This is a genomic window from Rarobacter faecitabidus (assembly GCF_006716265.1).
In the GTDB taxonomy this organism is placed as follows: Bacteria; Actinomycetota; Actinomycetes; order Actinomycetales; family Cellulomonadaceae; genus Rarobacter; species Rarobacter faecitabidus.
Window position 1 is genome coordinate 30,805 of record NZ_VFOS01000002.1, and the last position, 20,173, is coordinate 50,977.

Annotated in this window: 15 protein-coding genes; 13 read left to right on the forward strand and 2 right to left on the reverse strand. The window is 61.7% G+C overall.

What is annotated here, in order from left to right; all coding sequences use genetic code 11:
- Nucleotides 1-71 precede the first annotated feature (71 nt).
- Genes pglZ through brxL form a run of 3 tightly spaced genes read left to right on the forward strand, consistent with a single transcriptional unit; the run spans nt 72 to nt 7,740 of the window.
- On the forward strand, nt 72-2,567 hold the full coding sequence (gene pglZ, locus FB461_RS08165) for a BREX-1 system phosphatase PglZ type A (RefSeq protein ID WP_142120955.1): 2,496 nt from the start codon (nt 72-74) through the stop codon (nt 2,565-2,567).
- Between the two features lie 3 nt (nt 2,568-2,570).
- Complete coding sequence (locus tag FB461_RS08170; protein ID WP_142120958.1) at nt 2,571-5,618, forward strand: RNA-directed DNA polymerase; 3,048 nt, start codon at nt 2,571-2,573, stop codon at nt 5,616-5,618.
- Nucleotides 5,619-5,622: 4 nt separating this feature from the next.
- Nucleotides 5,623-7,740 carry a BREX system Lon protease-like protein BrxL gene (gene brxL / locus FB461_RS08175; protein WP_211349883.1) on the forward strand — a complete coding sequence of 706 codons (2,118 nt, stop codon included), beginning with the start codon at nt 5,623-5,625 and terminating at the stop codon, nt 7,738-7,740.
- Between the two features lie 12 nt (nt 7,741-7,752).
- Here brxL and FB461_RS08180 read toward each other — a convergent pair whose 3' ends face one another.
- Nucleotides 7,753-8,259, reverse strand: a complete 507-nt coding sequence (locus FB461_RS08180; RefSeq protein WP_142120960.1) for a hypothetical protein — start codon at nt 8,257-8,259, stop codon at nt 7,753-7,755.
- Between the two features lie 128 nt (nt 8,260-8,387).
- On the opposite strand from FB461_RS08180, the gene FB461_RS08185 reads away from it, so the two are divergent.
- Together FB461_RS08185 and FB461_RS08190 are read left to right on the forward strand one after the other, a co-directional pair.
- On the forward strand, nt 8,388-10,544 hold the full coding sequence (locus tag FB461_RS08185; RefSeq protein WP_142120962.1) for a nuclease-related domain-containing DEAD/DEAH box helicase: 2,157 nt from the start codon (nt 8,388-8,390) through the stop codon (nt 10,542-10,544).
- A gap of 55 nt (nt 10,545-10,599) precedes the next feature.
- Nucleotides 10,600-10,824 carry a DUF433 domain-containing protein gene (locus tag FB461_RS08190; RefSeq protein WP_142120965.1) on the forward strand — a complete coding sequence of 75 codons (225 nt, stop codon included), beginning with the start codon at nt 10,600-10,602 and terminating at the stop codon, nt 10,822-10,824.
- 51 nt (nt 10,825-10,875) lie between these two features.
- Here FB461_RS08190 and FB461_RS08195 read toward each other — a convergent pair whose 3' ends face one another.
- Complete coding sequence (locus FB461_RS08195; protein WP_142120967.1) at nt 10,876-12,189, reverse strand: ATP-binding protein; 1,314 nt, start codon at nt 12,187-12,189, stop codon at nt 10,876-10,878.
- Between the two features lie 404 nt (nt 12,190-12,593).
- On the opposite strand from FB461_RS08195, the gene FB461_RS12295 reads away from it, so the two are divergent.
- The 8 genes from FB461_RS12295 to FB461_RS08225 all read left to right on the forward strand — a co-directional run bounded on the left by FB461_RS12295 (nt 12,594) and on the right by FB461_RS08225 (nt 20,000).
- The gene (locus tag FB461_RS12295) at nt 12,594-12,698 is read left to right on the forward strand and encodes an ATP-binding domain-containing protein (RefSeq protein WP_246046153.1); all 105 of its coding nucleotides are present in this window, start codon (nt 12,594-12,596) and stop codon (nt 12,696-12,698) included.
- A 32-nt stretch (nt 12,699-12,730) separates the two neighbouring features.
- On the forward strand, nt 12,731-13,201 hold the full coding sequence (locus tag FB461_RS08200; RefSeq protein ID WP_142120969.1) for a nucleotidyltransferase domain-containing protein: 471 nt from the start codon (nt 12,731-12,733) through the stop codon (nt 13,199-13,201).
- Nucleotides 13,201-13,587 (forward strand): HepT-like ribonuclease domain-containing protein, encoded by a 387-nt coding sequence (locus FB461_RS08205; protein WP_142120971.1) that lies wholly within the window; start codon nt 13,201-13,203, stop codon nt 13,585-13,587. The genes FB461_RS08200 and FB461_RS08205 overlap by 1 nt, the downstream gene beginning before the upstream one ends.
- Nucleotides 13,565-13,792 (forward strand): hypothetical protein, encoded by a 228-nt coding sequence (locus tag FB461_RS12000; RefSeq protein WP_170222671.1) that lies wholly within the window; start codon nt 13,565-13,567, stop codon nt 13,790-13,792. Before FB461_RS08205 ends, FB461_RS12000 begins: the two co-directional genes overlap by 23 nt.
- Nucleotides 13,793-13,929: 137 nt before the next feature.
- Nucleotides 13,930-14,229 carry a type II toxin-antitoxin system TacA family antitoxin gene (locus FB461_RS12005; protein ID WP_170222672.1) on the forward strand — a complete coding sequence of 100 codons (300 nt, stop codon included), beginning with the start codon at nt 13,930-13,932 and terminating at the stop codon, nt 14,227-14,229.
- 28 nt (nt 14,230-14,257) lie between these two features.
- A complete protein-coding gene (locus tag FB461_RS08215; protein WP_142120975.1) occupies nt 14,258-15,103 on the forward strand; it encodes a GIY-YIG nuclease family protein in 846 nt (281 codons plus the stop codon).
- Nucleotides 15,104-15,314: 211 nt separating this feature from the next.
- Complete coding sequence (locus tag FB461_RS08220; protein ID WP_142120977.1) at nt 15,315-16,994, forward strand: hypothetical protein; 1,680 nt, start codon at nt 15,315-15,317, stop codon at nt 16,992-16,994.
- Between the two features lie 459 nt (nt 16,995-17,453).
- Nucleotides 17,454-20,000: a serine hydrolase gene (locus FB461_RS08225; protein WP_142120978.1), complete on the forward strand. Its 2,547-nt coding sequence runs from the start codon at nt 17,454-17,456 to the stop codon at nt 19,998-20,000.
- Nucleotides 20,001-20,173 lie beyond the last annotated feature (173 nt).

The window sequence follows — 20,173 nt, forward strand, 5'->3', positions numbered from 1 at the left end:
GTCGTCTCGCAGAGGCGACAAATCGGTCGGCTTCCACTACGCGAGCTGTTTCCGTGGAAAGGGGTAGTCGTATGAGCTCGGTCAGCGCCTTACTGCCTTACGTCGAAGAGAGGTTCCAGTCGCAGCGGCTCGTGTTCTGGCACGACGCGGAGAGCGAGTACGCCGCAGAACTCGATGCGCTCGACCTCGGGGATGTCACGACGTTGCGCGTGGAGAACAACGAGTACGCGGTGAAGAATCGCGTACTTCATGACGAACCGACGGGCAAGTTCCTCATCTACCGGGCAGGTGGCGTTCCCGCCGGCATCGGTAACTGGTTGCTCGATCTTGAGTTGGCCTACGGCGTGTTCACTGCCGACCGTCCGGCGCTCGTGCGACAGGACCTTGGGCTCGATGGCGCCGGAATCGACGACGTGGTTCGCGACCACGAGAAGTTCTTCAGGGCGGCCAAGCGAGTGCAGACCCTCAAGACCCTACTCGCGGCCGACGACGATGCGGACAGGTTGCGCGCCAAGATGTGCGCGGTTCTGGTTGGTCAGCGTGAGCACAGCATGCTGGAACTCACTCGCACGTTGCTGATCGAGAACGCCCGCGGTGATGCGAGCAAGTACGAGGCTCTGGTTGAGCAGGGGCTCGATGGGTTCCACTGGGCTGGGGTTGCCAAGATTTACGGCTACGAAGCAAACGAGCCCAGCGTCGATGACTTCGTGTTGTGGATGTTCCGCCAGGCAGCCGACGGGTTCGCCACGGAGGTTCCGGGTGCGTTGCGCAACATTCAGCTCGACTTCGCGAGCCTGCGCAATGACCGGCGCAGCGCCGACGCACTCGCTATCTTGGCGCGGCGGGCAGCGGAGAGCCTGAGCTACTCGGACAGTATAGAGGACGCCGAACTCATCGACCTTGTTGGCAATGACCTCTTTGAGGACGTAGAACGAAAGGTCATCAGTCTCCTCGCCAAGGCAGTTGGTGAACGGACGATGAACGCGCGGGAGGTCTCGGAGACGATCCGTGCGCGCCAGAGCAGCATCTGGGTGGACGGGTATCGGGAGTTGTACACGGCGCTCGGCGCCGCCTCGGACCTGCTGAGCGAACTCTCCAACGCGAGTTTCGCGATCGCGTCGTTCGACGAAGGGCTGGACCGCTATCGCAAGCAGTGGTTCCGCATCGACCAGCTCTATCGACAGTTCCACTTTGCTGCTCGCACCACCGAGTATGCAGGACCGCTGGAAGCTCTCCGCGTCGAGGTGGAGAAGCACTATGCGAACCGCTACCTGTATGAGCTCGGCAACTCCTGGCAGCAGCAGGTCGACGCTGTGCAGGACTGGCGATCCGTGACGCTACGCCCGCAGACCAGGTTCTTCACCGATCACGTTGAGCCGATCATCCGTAAGGGCAACCGGAAGGCTGTCGTCATCATCTCCGATGCGCTGCGTTACGAGATCGCCGATGAACTGCGCTCCCGCATCCGGCAGGAAGACCGCTTCGACGCGGAACTCGACGCGATGCTGGGTGTGCTGCCGAGCTACACCCAGCTAGGCATGGCGGCCCTGCTTCCACACAAGACCCTGGCCCACTCCCATGGTGGCGATCCCGTGCTCGTTGACGGCCAGCGTTCCGACGGAACTGCGAACCGCAACAAGGTCTTGGCTCCAGTGGGTGGGTTCGCGATCCGGGCCGAGGAAGTGTTGTCGATGCCGCGCGGTGAGCTGCGCGAACTCTACGGTGCACACCAGGTGCTGTACGTCTACCACGACCGGATCGACGCAATCGGCGACAAGGCGACCACCGAGCGGCAGGTGTTCGAGGCCGCCAACGACGCGCTGCGCGATCTGGTGGACCTGATCAAGCGGCTGACCAACGCGAACGCCACGAACATCCTCGTCACCGCCGACCACGGCTTCCTCTTCCAGGACACCGCACTAGCCGACGCCTCGTACCTCTCGACCAAGCCGCAGGGCGACGACCTCGTGGTCACCAACCGTCGATACGTGCTCGGGCGGGGCCTCAAGGACGATCCGGCCTTCCGGACGTTTGAGCCCGAACAGGTGGGTCTCAGCAGCGACCTTGAGGTACAGATTCCCAAGTCAATCCACCGCCTCAAGCTCCCAGGAGCTGGCTCACGGTTCGTCCACGGCGGAGCCTCGCTCCAGGAAGTCGTGGTGCCGGTCGTCACGGTCAACAAGAAGCGCAAGAGCGACACCCGGCCCGTCAACGTCGAGGTACTGCCCGAGACAGACAAGATCACCACCGGGCAACTTGTCGTGAAGCTCTTCCAGTCCGAGCCAGTGAGCGAGAAGGTGCAGCCGCGCACCCTGCGCGCGGGCATCTACGTCGGCGAGACCCTGATCTCGAACCAGACCGAGCTGATCTTCGACCAGCCATCCCAGGACAAGCGCGACCGCTACCAGGGTGCACGGATGCTGCTCAGCCAGGACGCCAACGAGTTCAACAACCGCACGGTCGAGTTCCGACTCGAAGAGCAGATACCCAACACTACCCAATGGCGCGTCTACCAGCGGGCTCAGTACCTGCTCAAGCGCTCATTCACGTCGGACTTTGACTTCTAGGAGATGAGCGCGACGAACTTCACGATTGAAGACCTTGCTATGGCCTACCGGAAGGCAAAGGTCGACCTCTTCTACTCATCTAACGCACGCAGGCTCGATCTCCTTACTTACGAATCGAAACTTGAATGGAACCTTCAGCAGTTGCTGGATCGACTCGATGCCAATGACATGGACTGGCTTACGAGCCACGAGTTTCTCGGAGGTGCCTACCTGGTGCCCAAGAGTGCTACCGATTCGGGCAAACAATCCGCAAATGAGACTGATCATGCCGTGGCGGCCCGCTGGTCCGACCCTCGACAAGATTGGCAGAAGGCGAAATACACCGCAGGCACGCCCGAGCTGTCCTTTAGAGTGATGGCGAAATGTAGTATCGACTTTCATGTGCTGTCTTCGCTATGGATCGCGAAAGTGGGATCCAAGCTTGAAGCGAAGCTACCGGAGTCTGCGCGGGGTAACCGTTTGCGTCGGACCGTCACGCAGGAGTTCAATCTTTGGGCGTCGGGAAGCTTCGGACCTTATCTTCAACCGTACCGAAAGTGGCGAGACGAAGGACTCGAGGCTGCTCGCAATGCGCTAGGTGGGAAGCAGAATGTCGTGGTCATTACTACCGACATGGCATCTTACTACCACAGCATCGATCCGAGTTTTTTGCTGCAACCGGAGTACAAAGCTCTCCTGGACGTTCAGATGGATGCTAGTGAAGAACTCCTCCATAATTGGTTCGTTGACGCTTTGCTTCATTGGCCAGAAGCCGCAGGAGTGGCGCTCGGGTTCCGAGTTGATGGCCTACCCGTCGGTCTTCCCGCTTCAGGGGTCGTAGCCAATCTCGCGCTTATAGAACTTGATCGGCTTGTGGAATCAGAGGTAAAGCCGCTCTACTACGGGCGATACGTTGATGACATCATTCTGGTCATGCGAGATGACCCCCACGGGGTCGAAGGATCGGATCCTTGGCATTGGATCGATGCGCGACTCGACGGGATGCTGAAGCTCAAAGCATCCGCCAAGACAATTGAGAGACCCTACCTGCAGGGTTCACGCATAGAGTTCTCCCAGGAAAAGACCAAGGTGTTCCACCTGTCAGGTAGCTCGGGTCTCGCACTGATTGGCTCGATAGAAGCCGCGATTCGAGAGCGCTCAAGCGAGTGGCGCTCCTTGCCTTCCATACCGGACGAGCCATCTCAAATCTCAGTCGATATAGCTCAAGTCTTCCAGTCCGACGGCGAGCGTGCTGACTCGTTTAGGGGAGCGGACGTGATGACTGCTCGACGCTCGGCATTTGCACTTCGGCTACGCGACTACGAAGCCTACGCATCAGACCTCGAACCCTCGACGTGGTCCCGAATCCGATGGAGTTTCTTTGACGCAGTCCTCGACTACGTTGTCACCTTGCCTGGCTACTTTGAGCTTGCACAGTATGTACCGCGGGTCTTGCGAATGGCCGTGGCGTGTCAAGACTACGAACATGTCGTGAGCATCCTGAACCAGCTCGCGGAAGTCCGTCGTGAGATCAAGAACGCGAAGAGTGTCAAGGTGAAGGGTGCTCGAAAGAGCACCCTTTCGGCAGCTCGAGTTGCAAGTGGCTGGGCGAAACAAGTAGTCGATCAATTCGGTGAAGATCTAGCCGCCGCAGCCTTCGTGGCTCCCCAGTCCGGTGACTTGCAAAAGATACGTGATGCAGCCGCTACTTTAGCGCCTAGCCCAGCGCTTAGTCGAAGCGTAGACGAACTTGAAGCTCTCTTTCAGAGACTATTCATGTCCGACCTCGCGCAGATCCCGTTTCGCGCGAAGTACATGCGCGATGTCGAGACGAATCTGGAGGACTCGTCACTCGCTGATGAAACTTCAGAGCTCGTCGTGATGCTCGGCCTCGATCTTCAGAAACACCTGCGCGCCTTGGTTGAACTCGTCGGGCACTATCCGACCTCGCGAGGCAGAGGGAATGTCGGAGTTCCCAACGCGTTTACATTCGCTACACGACCCTTCGGCATTTACGACCTGTTTCTTTCGGTGCAGCCATTCCACGGCGACTGGGAGAAGTACGACGCCGATCTCCGCTTGATTGAGAGCGCAATACTCGCACTTCGTGGCTACAATGTCGATGGCTTGCTGCCCAAGATTCCCAGCAAGAATTGCCGAAAGAACGACCTTGTCTTGGCGGCCGAGACCGAGATTCCTGCTGGACGTAAGCGAGTGGCGCTGGGAATGATCAAAACTTCGGGCAGTGCGTGGACAGCGGCCGCTAATGGGACACCAGATCGTAGTCATACGAGGTACAAAGCTCTAAATGACACATTGAGCGATGTCCTTAGGTCGCCTCGGAGCGTTGACTACCTCATCCTGCCGGAGCTCTCCGTGCCCGCTCCCTGGTTCCGGCGATATGCCTATAAACTCCGCACTCTTAACATCGGACTCATCGCTGGCGTGGAGTACCTTCATACCGAAGGAGATCTCGTCAGAAACCAAGTTTGGGCTTCACTCCCGATTCCACGTGGTGAATTTCCCATGACTTTCTTGCACCGGCAAGACAAGCAAAAGGCTGCTCTGCACGAACGAGAGAACCTATATCAGGTGGCCGGAAAAACGCTCGCTCCCGAAGCGAAATGGGATGAAGTTCCTGTCATCCATCACGAGGGGTTCGCCTTCGCGTTGCTTGTATGTAGCGAACTGACGAATATCGATTACCGATCGCAGTTGCGTGGACGAGTCGATGCCCTTGTTTCGCCCGCGTGGAACCGTGACTTGAGCACCTTTAGCGCGCTTGTCGAATCCGCCGCTCTCGACATGCACGCATATGTCATCCTCGCCAACGATCGTGCGTACGGAGACTCCCGGGTTCGGGGACCGATGCGAGAGGAGTGGCGGCGCGACCTGCTCCGCCTTCGGGGAGGGGTCGAGAACTACGTGGCCATAACGGACCTTGATATTCAAGCACTTAGGGCTCACCATAACTCTCATTCCCCGGATAACAACGTGTTCAAGCCCCTGCCTGACGGGTTCGACGCAAGCAAACTGCGACATACTCGTCCGACGACTCCACGAGGAATGTAGAAACATGGACAGACTTGAAGACCATTCTGACGCGGAGCGCACGGCCGAAATGAGCTCACCGCAGCAGAGCGACCTCGACCGGAAGATCAACCTGCTGTTCGGGGGCTCGGTCGTGCGCAAAGACCTCGTGAAGGCGGTCAAGGGCAACGCGATCGTTCCCTCCTATGTGCTCGAGTACCTGCTCGGCCAGTACGCCGCATCCGACGACGAAGCGACGATCCAGGCCGGTATCGACGCGGTACGCAAGATTCTCGCCGACCACTATGTGCACCGCAACGAGTCAGAACTGGTGAAGTCCACCATCCGCGAGAAGGGCCGCCACCGGATCATCGACAAAGTCACCGTGGCCCTGAACGACAAGCAGGACGTGTACCAGGCCTCGTTCGCCAACCTCGGGCTCACCGGCGTCATCGTCGAACCTGCAACGGTGAAGGCGAACCCAAAGCTGCTGGTCGGCGGCGTATGGTGCATCTGCGATATCGAGTATTTCCACAGCGACGACGCTCGCGTCGTGCCCTGGATTCTGGGGAGCCTGAAGCCCATCCAGATGTCTAGCTTCGACTATGGGGGATACCTTGCGTCGCGGAAGGGGTTCAACACCGAAGAGTGGATCGACCTGCTGATCCAGTCCATCGGGTTCAACCCTGAGATTTTCGGACGACGGGCTAAGCTGCTGCAGCTCGTTCGCCTCATTCCATTCGTTGAAAGGAACTACAACCTGGTGGAACTCGGGCCCAAAGGCACCGGCAAGTCGCACATTTACTCAGAGTTTTCCCCCCACGGCATGCTGATCTCCGGGGGTGAGGTCACTGTTCCCAAGCTCTTCGTGAACAACTCCAATGGGCGCATCGGGTTGGTCGGCTACTGGGACGTGGTGGCGTTTGATGAGTTCGCCGGCAAGAAGAAGCGCACCGACAAGGCGCTGGTCGACATCATGAAGAACTACATGGCCAACAAGTCGTTCTCCCGCGGAATCGAGACGCTCGGGGCGGAAGCGTCGATGGTGTTCGTGGGCAATACCTCGCACAACGTTGCGTACATGCTGAAGCATTCGGACCTGTTTGATGAGTTGCCGGAGGCATACCACGATGCTGCCTACCTTGACCGGCTGCATTTCTACATCCCCGGCTGGGAGGTAGACACGATCCGCAGCGAGATGTTCTCGAGCGGCTATGGCTTCGTGGTCGATTACATCGCTGAAGTGTTGCGGTACCTGCGCAATGCTGACTACTCCGATCGCTACCAGCAGCACTTCACGCTCGGGTCGGATATCTCCACACGTGACCGGGACGGAATCCACAAGACCTTCTCGGGACTGATGAAACTTATCTACCCGGGTGGCGAGGCCACGCCTGCGGAAATCGAGGAGCTGCTCCGCTTTGCTATCGAGGGACGTAAGCGCGTCAAAGACCAGATCCTCCGGATCGACACCACAATGGCCGCAGTCAATTTTGGCTATACCGACCGGTCAGGTGACTGGCGCGGTGTCACAACGCTAGAAGAGGACGAGTACCCCGCCTACTATCATGCGCGTCGCCGTGAGGGTGACGGCGTCACCGAGTTGCTCGCGGAGCCGGATCAGGGAGCAGCGGAAGTCGCTGTTGCGGTGCCATCTGTGACTGAGGCGGCGGTGCCGCTATTCGAAGGTCACCGAGAGTTCCAAGAGAACCAGAGGGGAGTGTCATATGACACGTTGCTCATGCCCTACCTGCGTGGAGCCACAGAGATCACGATTGTCGACCCGTATATTCGTTTGCCGCACCAGGGCCGCAACCTCGTTGACCTGTTGGCCCTGCTGGCCGCCGCCAAGGACCCTGCCGACGAGGTAACCGTGACGCTGGTAACCAAGGAAGACCGCGGCGAGTACGCCCAGCAGCACCTACTGATGCTCAAGGATATCCAGGACAGCGCTGCGACCGTGGGCATCCATTTCACGGTCACCTGGGATGAGACCATCCACGACCGGTCCATCCGCACCGACGCCGGCTGGCGGATTCTGCTGGGCCGCGGCCTCGATATTTTCCAGAAGGGTTCCGGTAGCCAGTTCGACATTGGTTCCCGCCGCCAGGAGTTCCGTCAAGTCGTCGCCTTCGGTGTCACCTATGTCCGCGAAGCAGGCTGAACATTGGGTCTTCTATTTCTCGGTTTCCTCTGACTCGTCCTTCTGTCCTGCCAGCAACTTCCCTCCGACGAAGACAACGCCGAGAGCGAGCGCACCGAGTCCGTAAGCCGCAACCTTGCCGAGCACTGTATTGAGGAAGTGCTTGCCTTCAGTATCCTTTTGGAAGACGAGTCGGCCGTTCTCCTGGATCTGCTCGATGATGAACTTTCGTTGGTCCCAACTCAGATCATCCTTATCGAGTTCACCTTTGAGGATCTCGCGAATCTCTCGCAACGCCTCGTATACCTGGTCCTGGCTCTTGTCATTTGACTGGAGTGTCGATTCGTGTGCTCTTTCCATTTCTGCCACGGTTTCGAGCGCGAAATCCTTGAACACTGGGAATTTGTCGACGATCTTGAGGGCGACCTCTGTGTCCATATCAGGCATCAGCGCCGCGAATCGGAGCATCTTGTCCTTGGACAAGTTGCGCCAGGACTCGATACCGAGTTGTTTCATCACTTCGCGTTCGTTGAGTGACATTGGTAGTACCTCGATTGGATTCGAATGGTTTGATCGGCGCTCAACCGTCGGTGATTGGATGTGGACGAGTTTCTCCGCCGCGCCCTCCCGCCATAGTATCGACCTCAGGAGACGGGAGGCCCCAACTCATGTCCGCAGGTCAGTCAGCCGATACTGAGGCGCAGCGCCAACTCGCGCTTGCCGCCGCTCACGAGCAGGCAGCCGCGCAGGCGCGCGCCACCGCGGCCAAGTACGGCATTGCGGCAGTGACCGAGAAGGAGACGGCCCGCAAACTCGCCCCGCTCGCCGCCGCTGGCTACCACTTCCTCGCCGACCGCCAGTGGCTGGGCTCGCGCCGTGCGCAGGTGGACCTCGTCGTGATCGGCCCGGGAGGGGTGTTCATCGTTGACACCAAGGCGTGGGCCGAAGTGCAGATCGTCTCGGGGAACGCCGGCGACCGCATCTACCGCGGCCAGGCGGACGTCACCGACGACGTCATGAAGCTTGCTGACCTCGCAAACGACGTGGAGGGCGCTCTTGCGGAGGTCGGTCTTGCGCCGGGCGAGGTCCACGCGACAATCGCGCTCGCGGGCCGCTCCGGGATTAGTGCGCGCGTACGCCCGGTCGAGGTCGTCGGCGACGGTGACATCCTGCGCCACATCGCCTCGTGCGGCCAGCGGCTGACAGACCTCCAAGTGAACACCGTCCTGGCCGCAGCGCTTGATTTTCTCCCGCCGGTCGGCGCCCCAGCGCCCGTCAATGCGGCTCTACCCGAGCCGGTCATCGAGGCGCCACCTGCAGCGATCGAGCAGGGAGAACTCGTCAGCGAAGAAGAAATCGAAGCCGCACTGCTCGAGGGCCTGATGGCCGCCCCGATCGAACAGTGGATGACATTCCTGCACCCGGCCCAGGCGAAGATCGTGCGCCGCAGTTACCACGGCCCGTCGCGCATCCGCGGGGCCGCGGGCACCGGCAAAACCGTTGTCGGCCTGCACCGCGCCGCGTACCTGGCGCGCACGCGCCCGGGTAGCAAAGTCCTGGTCACCACCTACGTGCGGACCCTGCCTAAAGTACTCGGGTCGCTTCTGGAACGCATGGCTCCCGACGTGGCAGACTGCGTGGAATTCAGCGGCGTCCACCAGTTTGCGCGCCGCATCCTGGACGAGCGCGGCATCGACATCCACCTCAACAAGACCTTGATCGACAACGCCTGGAACAAGGCGTGGAACGATCGAGGCCGTGAGTCCGGCCTCGCCCAGGCGCGCGTGACCACCGACTACTGGCGCGAGGAAGTCACGTCCGTCATCAAGGCCCGCGGCATCACCCGCTTCGACCAGTACGCTGACCTCGCTCGCACGGGCAGGCGCCACCGACTCACCCTCGAACAGCGACGCGAGGTGTGGGACCTGTACCGCAGTTACGAGGACAACCTGCGCCATTTCGGCACGCGCGATTGGCAGGACATGATCCTGCTCGCCGCGGCAGAACTCGTCCGCGAACCATGCCGCGACTACGCCTCAGTCATTGTGGACGAGGCCCAGGACCTGTCCGCCGCGGCCGTGCGCATGCTGCACTCACTGGTCGGGGACGCGCCCGACGGGCTCACTCTCATCGGAGACGGCCAGCAGTCGATCTACCCCGGCGGGTACACGCTCAGTGAGCTTGGTATCGCCGTGACCGGGCGCGCCGCGGTCCTCGACATCAATTACCGCAACACCCGCGAGATTATCGAGTTCGCCGGGCGGATGGTGGTGGGGGACGAGTTCTCCGACATCGACGAGGTAGCGTCCCAGCCGGTGCTGAACGCCGCCGATGTGGCCGGGCAGGTTACCCGCAGCGGGCCCGTGCCGGAGGTAGTGCAATTCGGGTCGTGGAAGGCGCGGCGGAACGCTGTCGTGGAGCGCGTGCGGGCGGTGACTCGCGATGTGGGCACGAACCTGGGGGATGTGGCCGTGTTGTGTGTGGGCAACGGTGCGGCTGCGGACGTGCGCGAGGATCTGCACCGTGCCGGGATCGCCTCGGCCGACCTGTTGGACTACGACGGGAGCAGTTCGGACGCGGTGAAGGTGGGGACGATCAAGCGGGCCAAAGGACTTGAGTTCAAGCAGGTGCTGCTCGCCGATGTGCGGTCGAAATGGTTGGCTGGGAGTTCTCGTCCACAAACGAGCGCAACCGCCTCCTCCGGCGAACCCAAGGACGAGAGCCCGAAGGACGAGGCCACCCGCGAGAAGGAGACCCTGCTCCGCCGCGAGCTCTACGTCGCGATGACCCGCGCCCGCGACGGGCTGTGGGTCGGCGTGGTGTGACGGGATGGTTGTCAATAACCTACCCAGGCAGGGATTACATGGGTACGCTTGACAGATGGCGCACATGGATCGCATCGTTGTTGACCCCGCGGTGGTACACGGGCGCCCGTTTATTCACGGAACTCGTATGAGGGTATCGGACGTGCTGTCGCTTCTGGCGGCAGGAGCCTCCGAGCAAGAGATCGTCGAAGACTATCCTTACCTGACCAGCGAGGACGTTCGCGCCTGCCTTCACTACGCCGCAGCGCAAGCCGATCACACCATAGTGCGCGCTTCTTGAATCAGATGCGTTTCCTCGTCGACGCACTGCTTCCCCCGGGGAACAGTTCGCTCATGGAGTAGCCCCTTCGTGTTGCCACAGCGAGGTGATCGGAAGGACATGGAGCCAGTCGTGCAACCGCCAAGATCGGTCTCCGGCGTATAGGCACACTCCGATGACCTCTCTGTCGTGGAAACGGTCACGAAAGCGCTCGACATTGCGCCATGCCTTCTCGTTGATGTCGGTAGCGGACTTGACCTCGATTGCCACCAGGCGCCCGTCGGCAAGTTCGAGGATAAGGTCGACTTCAAGCCCATCGGTGTCCCGGTAATGGTGGATTCGGTAGGAAGTGGCACTCCAGGCACGTTGCTTCGCAATCTCTAGGGCGACGAACTGCTCAACCAGGGCGCCGTAGAACTCCCGGCCACCGATCGAAACCGAATGACGTGCGGTGAACCCAGTCAAGCTGGCCGCGAACCCGGTGTCGTTGAGGGAAGTCTTGGGGCGCTTCGCCGCACGCCCGCGCAGGCTCCGCCCCCATGATGGAACGTGGGTGATGAGGCGCATGATCGTGGCAGTTCGCAGATAGGCGGCAACCGTGTTCTCGGCGACGCTCAGTTCCCGCGCGAGGCGTGCTCGAACTACTTCGTGCTGGCCACTCGCCGCCAGAATCGACAACAGTGCACGGAGTTGGTCACTGTAGCCACCACCCGCGAGTTCACGCGCATCGTGATCGGCGAGCCGAGTTGCGTATGATTCGAACCAGGCGCGAGCCCGCGTTTCAGAGCGCCCTTGGACCTCGGGGTAACCGCCGCGTAGGACTACCTCGGGTACAAGGCGTTCAGAATCGGCAATCGCTGGTGTTTCGAGTAGCCAAGTGACGAAATCTTCAGGGTTTGTACGCCTGGCCAACTCTCCTTGGCTTAGCGGCCAAAGATCGAATGCCTCTGCTCGGCCAGCGAGCGAGTCGCCGATCCCCTTGACTTGCAGCAGGTCGGCAGAACCGGTCAACAGAAACCTACCGGGCCGCCGATCGCGGTCAACGGTAGCCTTGAGCGGCAAGATGATCCCCGGTGCCCGCTGCGCTTCATCGACCACCAGCATCCGCTCATCAGCTTGCGTGACAAAGAATCCCGGGTCAGACAATGCGACCGCCTGAACCGCAGGGTCGTCGAGTGTGACCAGAACTGACTCGCGCTGGTCGGCCAGCCATCCCGCAAGCGTGCTCTTGCCTACCTGTCGGGCACCCTGTATGACTATCACCGGCGTATCCGCCAGCGCCTCGCTTAGCTGCGGCTCGAGGTGGCGGCTGAAGGGCTGCGGTGAATTCACATGCCGAGCATATCGACACAATGCAGATTCACGCCACGCAATTTGCAGATTCACGCTATCGGTTTTGAAGTTTCACGATCGCCTCAGCGCCATCGCGCACCTCGAGCGGCGGTCGCTTCGCATGCGCAGCGAGGACGAGTTCTCCGTGGCTGTGGAGAAGAACTCGTCCTCACCGGCGAGGCGCAACCGGCGAGCCGTTGACGCCTTGCCCGCTTTTCCATGTATGGCCTGGCGCGTGAACAAGGGTCGTTGTCTTGCAAATTGAAGGTTCTGGAAGACCTCAACTCGCAAAACAGTCACTGCAGCATTCCGAGCAGGCGATCGGCCGGTAGTTGCAGTACTGGTGATGAGTGGCGGGGCGGCTACCCCAAGGATCTCGCCGATGCGGGCGGAATGGTCGGACCGGGCGCTCGTCCTCAACACGGCGCACCCGCCGCGGCCGGCGCACCCACGGACGGGTGGCCAAGGACGAGGCCACCCGCGAGAAGGAAACCCTGCTCCGCCGCGAACTCTACGTCGCAATGACCCGCGCCCGCGACGGGCTGTGGGTCGGAGTCGTGTGAGCGGCAATAGCACCGAGTGATAAAATCGTTTTATGACCCTGCTTCTGGAGTATGAGGAAGCCACGCGCGACGCAGAACGGGCGCGACTGCGGCGCGTGCTCGCTGCGCGCGCGATGCTCCTTGAGGGACAGTCGCAGCGCGACCTCGCGAAACAACTAGGGGTGACGCAGCCCGCGGTGAGCTACCAGGTTGCTCGCGAGCGTACGGATGGCGCGCGACCGAGTGATCTCATCGCAGCAGGCGGCGCGGTCCTTCGCCAGGTAGCCGAGAGTCGCGGTTTCACAGACCTTGCAGTTTTTGGCTCGGCAGCGCGCGGCGATGATCAGGCGGATTCTGACGTGGACCTGCTTGTGCAGCCACCGGCGGGCGCTGATCTCTTTGCGATGATCCGGCTGGAGGAGGCTTTCGAAACCATCCTCGGTCGTGAGGTCGACCTAGTGAGTTACGGTGGGCTCGATTCGCGACTCGACCGCGACATCCTCCGTGAACTGGTGTTGCTGTGATGGAGACTCGGGTCGCGAAAGAACTGCTACACATCCAGCATTGGTTGGAAATCTCGGCATCGATCGTCGCCAAAGGCAAAGAGGCATACGAGGCCGACGAAGTCGCACAGGAAGCTGGCGACTCGTTGATGATCAAGATCGGTGAGGCCGCAAAGACGCTTGCCGCTCGAGGGCTGGAAGCACCAAATAGCGTGAACTGGAGCGAAGCGGCGAAGAATAGGGAGAAGCTCGCCCACCACTACTCGATCACCGATCGTCAGGTGACCTGGCAGACGCTGTCAGTTTCACTTCCCCAGTGGGCGTCGGCGCTGAACCCACTGTTCGCGCAGGCTGCCGCCGCGCTTGATCTTGGCACTCCATCGGATGGCCATACGCGACCGACGTGATGACAGGTGGGTGCTCGGCAATGTGCGGGCGGAATGGTTGGGACGGGGCGCTCGTCCTCAATCCGGCGTATCCGCCGCGGTCGACGAGCCCAAGGTCGAGACCGCGAAGGACGAGGCTACCCGCGAGAAGGAGACCCTGCTCAGGCGCGAACTCTACGTCGCGATCACCCGCGCCTGCGACGGCCTCTGGGTCGGAGTGGTGTGAACGGCGGATCTTCGCGCAACCTTCACGGAATCGAGTTGACTCCTGGTCGCCAATGTACGCACAGTGGATGCACAACGAGATGGCGGCGCCAAAATGCACAAGGCGCATATGACAGGGCGCATATGAAAGAGGACACCGTGACCACCCCCACATCACCGTCACCAGTGAGTGACCGCTCCGCGCGCCTCAACATGCGCATTACTCCGGAGGCTCTAGAGACGCTACGAGAGGCTGCCGCTGCCCAGTCGCAAGACGTAACCTCCTTTGTGCTCGGGGCGGCTTTGGATCGAGCGCGAAGCGTGCTCATGGAGGATCTGCTCCTTCGGCTGACCCCCGCGGAAGAGCAGCAGATCGATGCGGCACTAGACGCGCCTGCCCATGCGATTCCGGAACTTGCTGCCGCGATCCGAAAGGCCAACGGCCAGCGAGTGCAGTGAGTCGAATGATGGCCGCTACCGTTAATGCATGACTTCTGCCATCGACGGCGAATATGTGCTCACCTTCGGCGACATCCTCGGGGCAGTGGGGCTGCGACCGGAGGAGGTGCTGGTCGTCAGACACACCTACAGCGCAACGGGTCTGACGGGCCCGACGGATCTCACCCCAGAGCGGCTCTTGAGGTACACGCGCGAGCAGTCGCTTGTGAACAAGGTTCCTGCCACGCCGCCGCCATGGTGGTTCGTGTTCTTGGGCGAGGCCGGGCTTCGTTCGCGACTCATCGCCGTGTACCGGAATGCAGGTGAAGTTCTCGAAGAACGCACCGACCGGCTGCGGTACTTTGCGTTAACGGAGGCACACACCGCAAGGTCACTCAAGGATCGTCTGGTGATTCGGTGGTCGCCGGACCCGGTGAACTGGGCGAAGTTAGGGACCGCCGCAGCATCTTTCCCCGTGCTCGAGATCGCGGATAGGGAACGGGTACCCTTCCCTGGCTATGACAACGTGCTTATCACCTTCCCTGACTTAAAGCAGATCATCAACGACAGCCGATACGTTGACTGGCAGGTTGCGTTGAGTGCGGTGCAAGGCATCTACCTGATCTCCCACATGGGGACTGGGCAACTGTATGTCGGTAAGGCAGATGGCCAAGAGAGGATCTGGGCGCGGTGGGCCGCTTACGCGCGCACCGGTCACGGATACAACGCTGCTATGAGGGACGCCGCAGGCCTCGACCCAGCCCATCCTGAGCAGTACCAATTCAGTTTGCTGCGCGTATTCGGTCCACACGTGCCGCAAGCCGAGGTGGACATGGCGGAAGTGCACTTCAAGCGAGCGTTGCTGACCCGGCAGTTCGGACTGAATCGAAATTAGCGCGTACGACGGCGACCCTAGGTCGATGCGCAGGTGGGGGATGCTTGAGTGCCAAGCCGAGGGCTCTCGTCCTCAAACCGGCGCACCCCGCCCTGAGACCACGCGTCCGGTCGCGGCACCCACGAAGCGGGCCTAGCCTGGATGACTCAACGGGCTCGCGCCTCACAAGGCGCCGCGTGCCCGCCGCACGTTTTGCAGGAGGGGCAACACCATGCGAGAAACCAGTCCACCCGTACGAGTCCGTTCCAGGTCGCGCGCGCTGAGTATCGCCGCCGCGGCGTCGCTGCTTGTCGCGGGGGTCGCAGCGGCTCCGCCGGCGCAGGCCGCATCCGCCACGGTCACCGGCACGCTGACGGGCAAGGCGGCGAACGGCGACACCGCTCCCCTAGCCCACGCGGCGATCGAACTGCGCGACGCGGCGACCAACCACACTGTCGGGACCGCGTGGACGGATGACAATGGCAAGTTCTCGATCCCCGCGAATGACGCAGGCGCGACCTGGGGCAGCCTCAACGACCGATTCTCGGTGCTCTACAACTACTGCCCGTACACCACTCCCTCGTGCAGTGACTACCCGGAAGAATGGCTCGGCGGCGCCCACTACATCGGCGACGCGGAAACGTTCACGCTGAGCGACGGCGCGAGCGTCCAGAAGGACCACAGCATCCGCATCGGCGCGACGGTGAAGGGATCGGTCACCCTCGCAGACGGGACCGCGGCCACAGGCGGATACGTGAGCGTGGATGTGGCTCGCCCAGGCGGCGGATCCGCCAACATCAATCCCTCGCCACCGATTGCCCCGGACGGCACGTTCGAGATCCGCGGGGTGCCCTCGGGTGTCGGGGTTTCCTTGGACTTCTACCGGGAGTGGGATGACGAGGACGATCGATGCTACGCGGCCCCGAAGAACGATCTTGGCGTGCTAACGCCCGGACAAACCGTGACCGGTTCAACTCTGGTTGAGCACTACAACCCCTCCATCATCGCCACCGTGGTGGATCCGGCAGGAAAGCCAGTCGACTTCCTGGGTGCTGTGCCCTACACGAACAGGGGCAGCGGCGAGTTCGAGCTACCGCAAATGGGCCCGTTCGGAACCGACGATCAGGGTGAGTACAAGCAGTGCGTGACGACCGGCACTGAGATGAAGCTCAAGTTCTATGACGACCTCGGAGCGGCCTTTGGTGAGACCGTTGACCGCACGGTCCCCATGGCGACCACGTGGGTTGGCATTGGCGGTGCCCGCGGCACGACGGAGGCGAACGCTCCCGTCATTCCTATCACCTCAACGGATGTCATTGACCTGGGAACCATCGAGGTCGCACCGGAGGGGCCAAGCGAGCCGCCCGTCGTCACCATCACGCCGGGCAAGGTGACTATCGCTGGCACGGCGCGAGTGGGCAGCACTCTGACCGCCAAGCCAGGGACGTGGAAGCCCTCGTCCACACAACTGACCTACCAGTGGAAGCGAGCGGGCAAGCCGATCGCGGGTGCCACGAAGGCCACCTACCTGCTCAAGGCCGCCGATGCGAAGAAGACCATTTCGGTGACCGTCACTGGGCAGACGACGAACGCCGCTGCGGTATCACAGACGTCCGCCGGCGTGCAGGTGAAACTCGGCGTGCTCAAGGCGAAGAAGGTCACGGTGAAGGGCAAGGTTCGCGTCGGCAAGAAGCTGACGGCGAAAACCAAGTCATGGACGAGCGGCACCCGCCTGACCTACCGCTGGGCCCACCTGGTCAAGGGAAAGTGGAAGGCCGTCAAGAGCGGCAAGAAGGCCACCTACAAGGTCAAGGCAAGCGACCGCGGCAAGAAACTGCGGGTGACCATGACGGGGAAGAAGGCTGGGTACCAGAGCGTGAAGAAGGTGCTAGTCACCAAGAAAGCCCGCTGAGGGTGAGGGACGGGTGGCCACTGGGAAGAATCCCGGTGGCCACCCGCCTTTTCATTTGGAGGGTTGGATAGTTTGGCTCCACGCGCCATCGTTGTGGTCGAGCGTGCATGGCTCGGTGCGACGCGGAACTTATCTGTAGGAGCAGCGGCGTCCCTGGCGCGGCTGTGTCGTCGGTGCGGTCGGCTATGCCATCGAGTCGCGTCGGCGATCGAATTATGCCTGCCGGGAGCCACCGGGCGGCCGATGCCCCGCCCCGCAAGCGGTCCCGATTCGGTCGAAACCCGCACGAAACACTTCAGCAACGGCTACGTGAATATGTGCCGATAGTGTTCAAAACAATCCAGCCGAATCGTTTAGATCTGCCTGGATGAGGGCGAGTCTCCCGAGCATCCGAATCCTTGATAGACCGGGGCACTATCAGGCTCGCGTAAACATCCCATGACCCACTGAGGAGATCGAATGTTCCTGCACGGAATCATCGGCCGCGACAGACGCGCTCACATTGCGCTTCTCACGGCCCTGACATTTATCGCTGCACTGCTGGCAGGTGCCGTGCCCGCGCGCGCCGCCGACCCGACTCCCGAGCAGGCATTCACACTGCTCAAGCGTGACCTGCAGGGGTTGGTCGACGAGGCCGCGACCAAGAACGTCCGCATGGGCATCTCAGTGACGGATCTCGCCCATGTCGTAGGCGGCGACACCATCACGGTCGGTGATCAGGAGCCGTACAAGGCTGCCAGCGTCATCAAGTTGCCGCTGCTCGCTCTCCTCATGGACCTCGCCGACAAGGGCCAGCTCTCGCTCGATGAGTCGGTCACGATTCCTGCGGGTTCGAGCAACATCGTCGGCGGGTCCGGCACGCTGCGCCTGCGCGAGTTCCCGCTCGACATCACCGTGCGCGAACTCATGGAACTGATGGTTCAGGTGAGTGACAACACGGCCACGAACGTCCTCATCGATCGCGCCGGCGGCTTCGACGCGATCAACGAGTACATCGACGGACTCGGCTACGACACCATGTGGCTGGGCCGCAAGATGATCCACACGGCCGTACCACCGCTGCAGGAGAACTGGCTCAACTCGAGCGAGGTCACGGACTTCCTCGTGCGTCTGTACGACCACGACTTCCTGAGCGCGTCCTCGAGCGAGCACATCATCGACCTCATGAAGGGCCAGCTCGTCAACACCAAGTTCGGCGCTGTCATCCCCCGCGACGTGCTTGCGAATAAGACGGGCGAACTGGGTGACGCCTCGCACGACAGCGGCTACATCCTCATCGACGGTCGCGAGGTCGCGCTGACCGCGACCACTGCATTCTCCGCCCCCTTTACACTCGCCGAGGCGAACGTCTACGTCCAGCGGGCGGCCACCTTCGTCTATGACTTCGCCCGGACGCCCCTATCGGAGGCCGGACCCACGAACGCCGAGAAGATCGCCGCGTTGCGCGAATCGGAATCCGCGAAGCGCACGGAGGCGACTGCCGCCGAGGACAAGCGGACCGCCCTCAACAAGGACCTGATCGCCACCGAGGCTCGCGTGCAGGACGCGCAGGCGGCTCTCACGGCGGCGAAGAACTCGTCCACAAATGCCGAAAAGGCGGCCAAGACCGCGGCCAAGAAGACAGTCAAAGCGAAGAGCGCCGCGAAGAAGGCGAGCAAGAAGAAGGCCGCCGCCACGAAGAAGGCCGCCAAGGCCAAGAAGCGGTACGCGGCCGTGAAGACGGCTAAGACGAAGAAGGCACTGACCAAGGCGAACAAGACCGCGAAGACGGCCAAGAAGAAGGCTGCCAAAAAGAGCAAGGCCCTGCTCGTCGCCAAGCTCGCGCAGAAGACGGCCGACTCCGCTGCGAAGACCGCCCGGACCACCCTCACCCGGGCGCAGGCCTCACTCAAGACGTTGACCGACAAGCAGACTAGGTTGTCGACCGAGGTCGCGAGCCTCACCACACAGCTCGACGGCCTGCTCGCCGAGGTCGAGTCGCTGCGCCTGGAGGCGGACGCACTCGAGGGCGTCTCGTCCAAGGCATCGACCCTCGCGGAAATCCTCGCGGGCCGCGCCATCCCCGGCGCCCAGGTCGTCTACACCAAGAACGGCGTCACCGAGAAGTATGAGTACGGCGTCCAGAACACCCGCACGGGCATCCCGGTTGAGGAGGACACGATCTTCCAAGCCGCATCGCTGAGCAAGGTCGTCGGCTCGTACATCTTCCTCAAGCGCGTGGATCAGGGAGTCATCGACCTCGACACCCCGCTGTGGGAGTACTACGAATCGCCCCGCACCGCCGGGAACGAGCTCGCCAAGACGGTGACGGCGCGTATGGTGCTCAACCACACGACCGGCTTCCCGAACTGGGCCGGTGCCGTAGGCAGCGATACGCCGCTGGTACCGCAGTGGACGCCTGGCACCAAGTACGGCTACTCCGGCGATGGGTTCTTCCTGCTGCAGCAGACCATCGAGCACCTGGACGGCAAGTCGTTCGCTCAGACCATGAAGGAGGAGGTGTTCGAGCCGTTCGGGATGACCAACTCCACGCTCGTGACGCTGCCGGAGAACTTCAGCCGCACGATCGTCGGTCACAGCGCGGCAGGCGTCGCCGGCTCGGTTAGTAACTACGTCAACGGCAACACCGCCTACACGCTGCAGACCACGGCCACGGACTACGACAAGTTCATCCAGCACGCCCTTCTGGGCGGTGAGGGTCTGAAGCCGGAGACTCACGCGCTGTGGACCACGGAGTCCTCGGACGCGGTGCGCTCCGCCACCAACGGGGCGAATCCCTACATCAAGTGGGGCCTGGGCGTCGGCCTGCAGACGAACGCCAACGGCAAGGCACTATGGCACTGGGGAGACAACGGGGACCGCAAGGCCTTCTTCATCGCCTACCCAGAGCGGAACGAGAGCATCGCGATCTTCTGGAACAGCGCCAACGGGCAGCAGTCCGCGAACCAGATCCTGTCGCTCTTCCTCGGGCCGCAGGCATTCCACGCGGTGACCTGGGTTGGCTAGCTAGCCCGGTCCGCCGGTTGTCATGGACGAGGGCTCCGCGATTGCGCGGGGTCCTCGTCCTTTGTGCCGGGTGCGTTTGTTAGAGCATGCCGTGGTTGATCTTGCATCGGCAGTGCCGCTGATCCTGTCCGCGCACACCTACCCGCTCGAACCACCCTGTGAGAAGCTGGCCA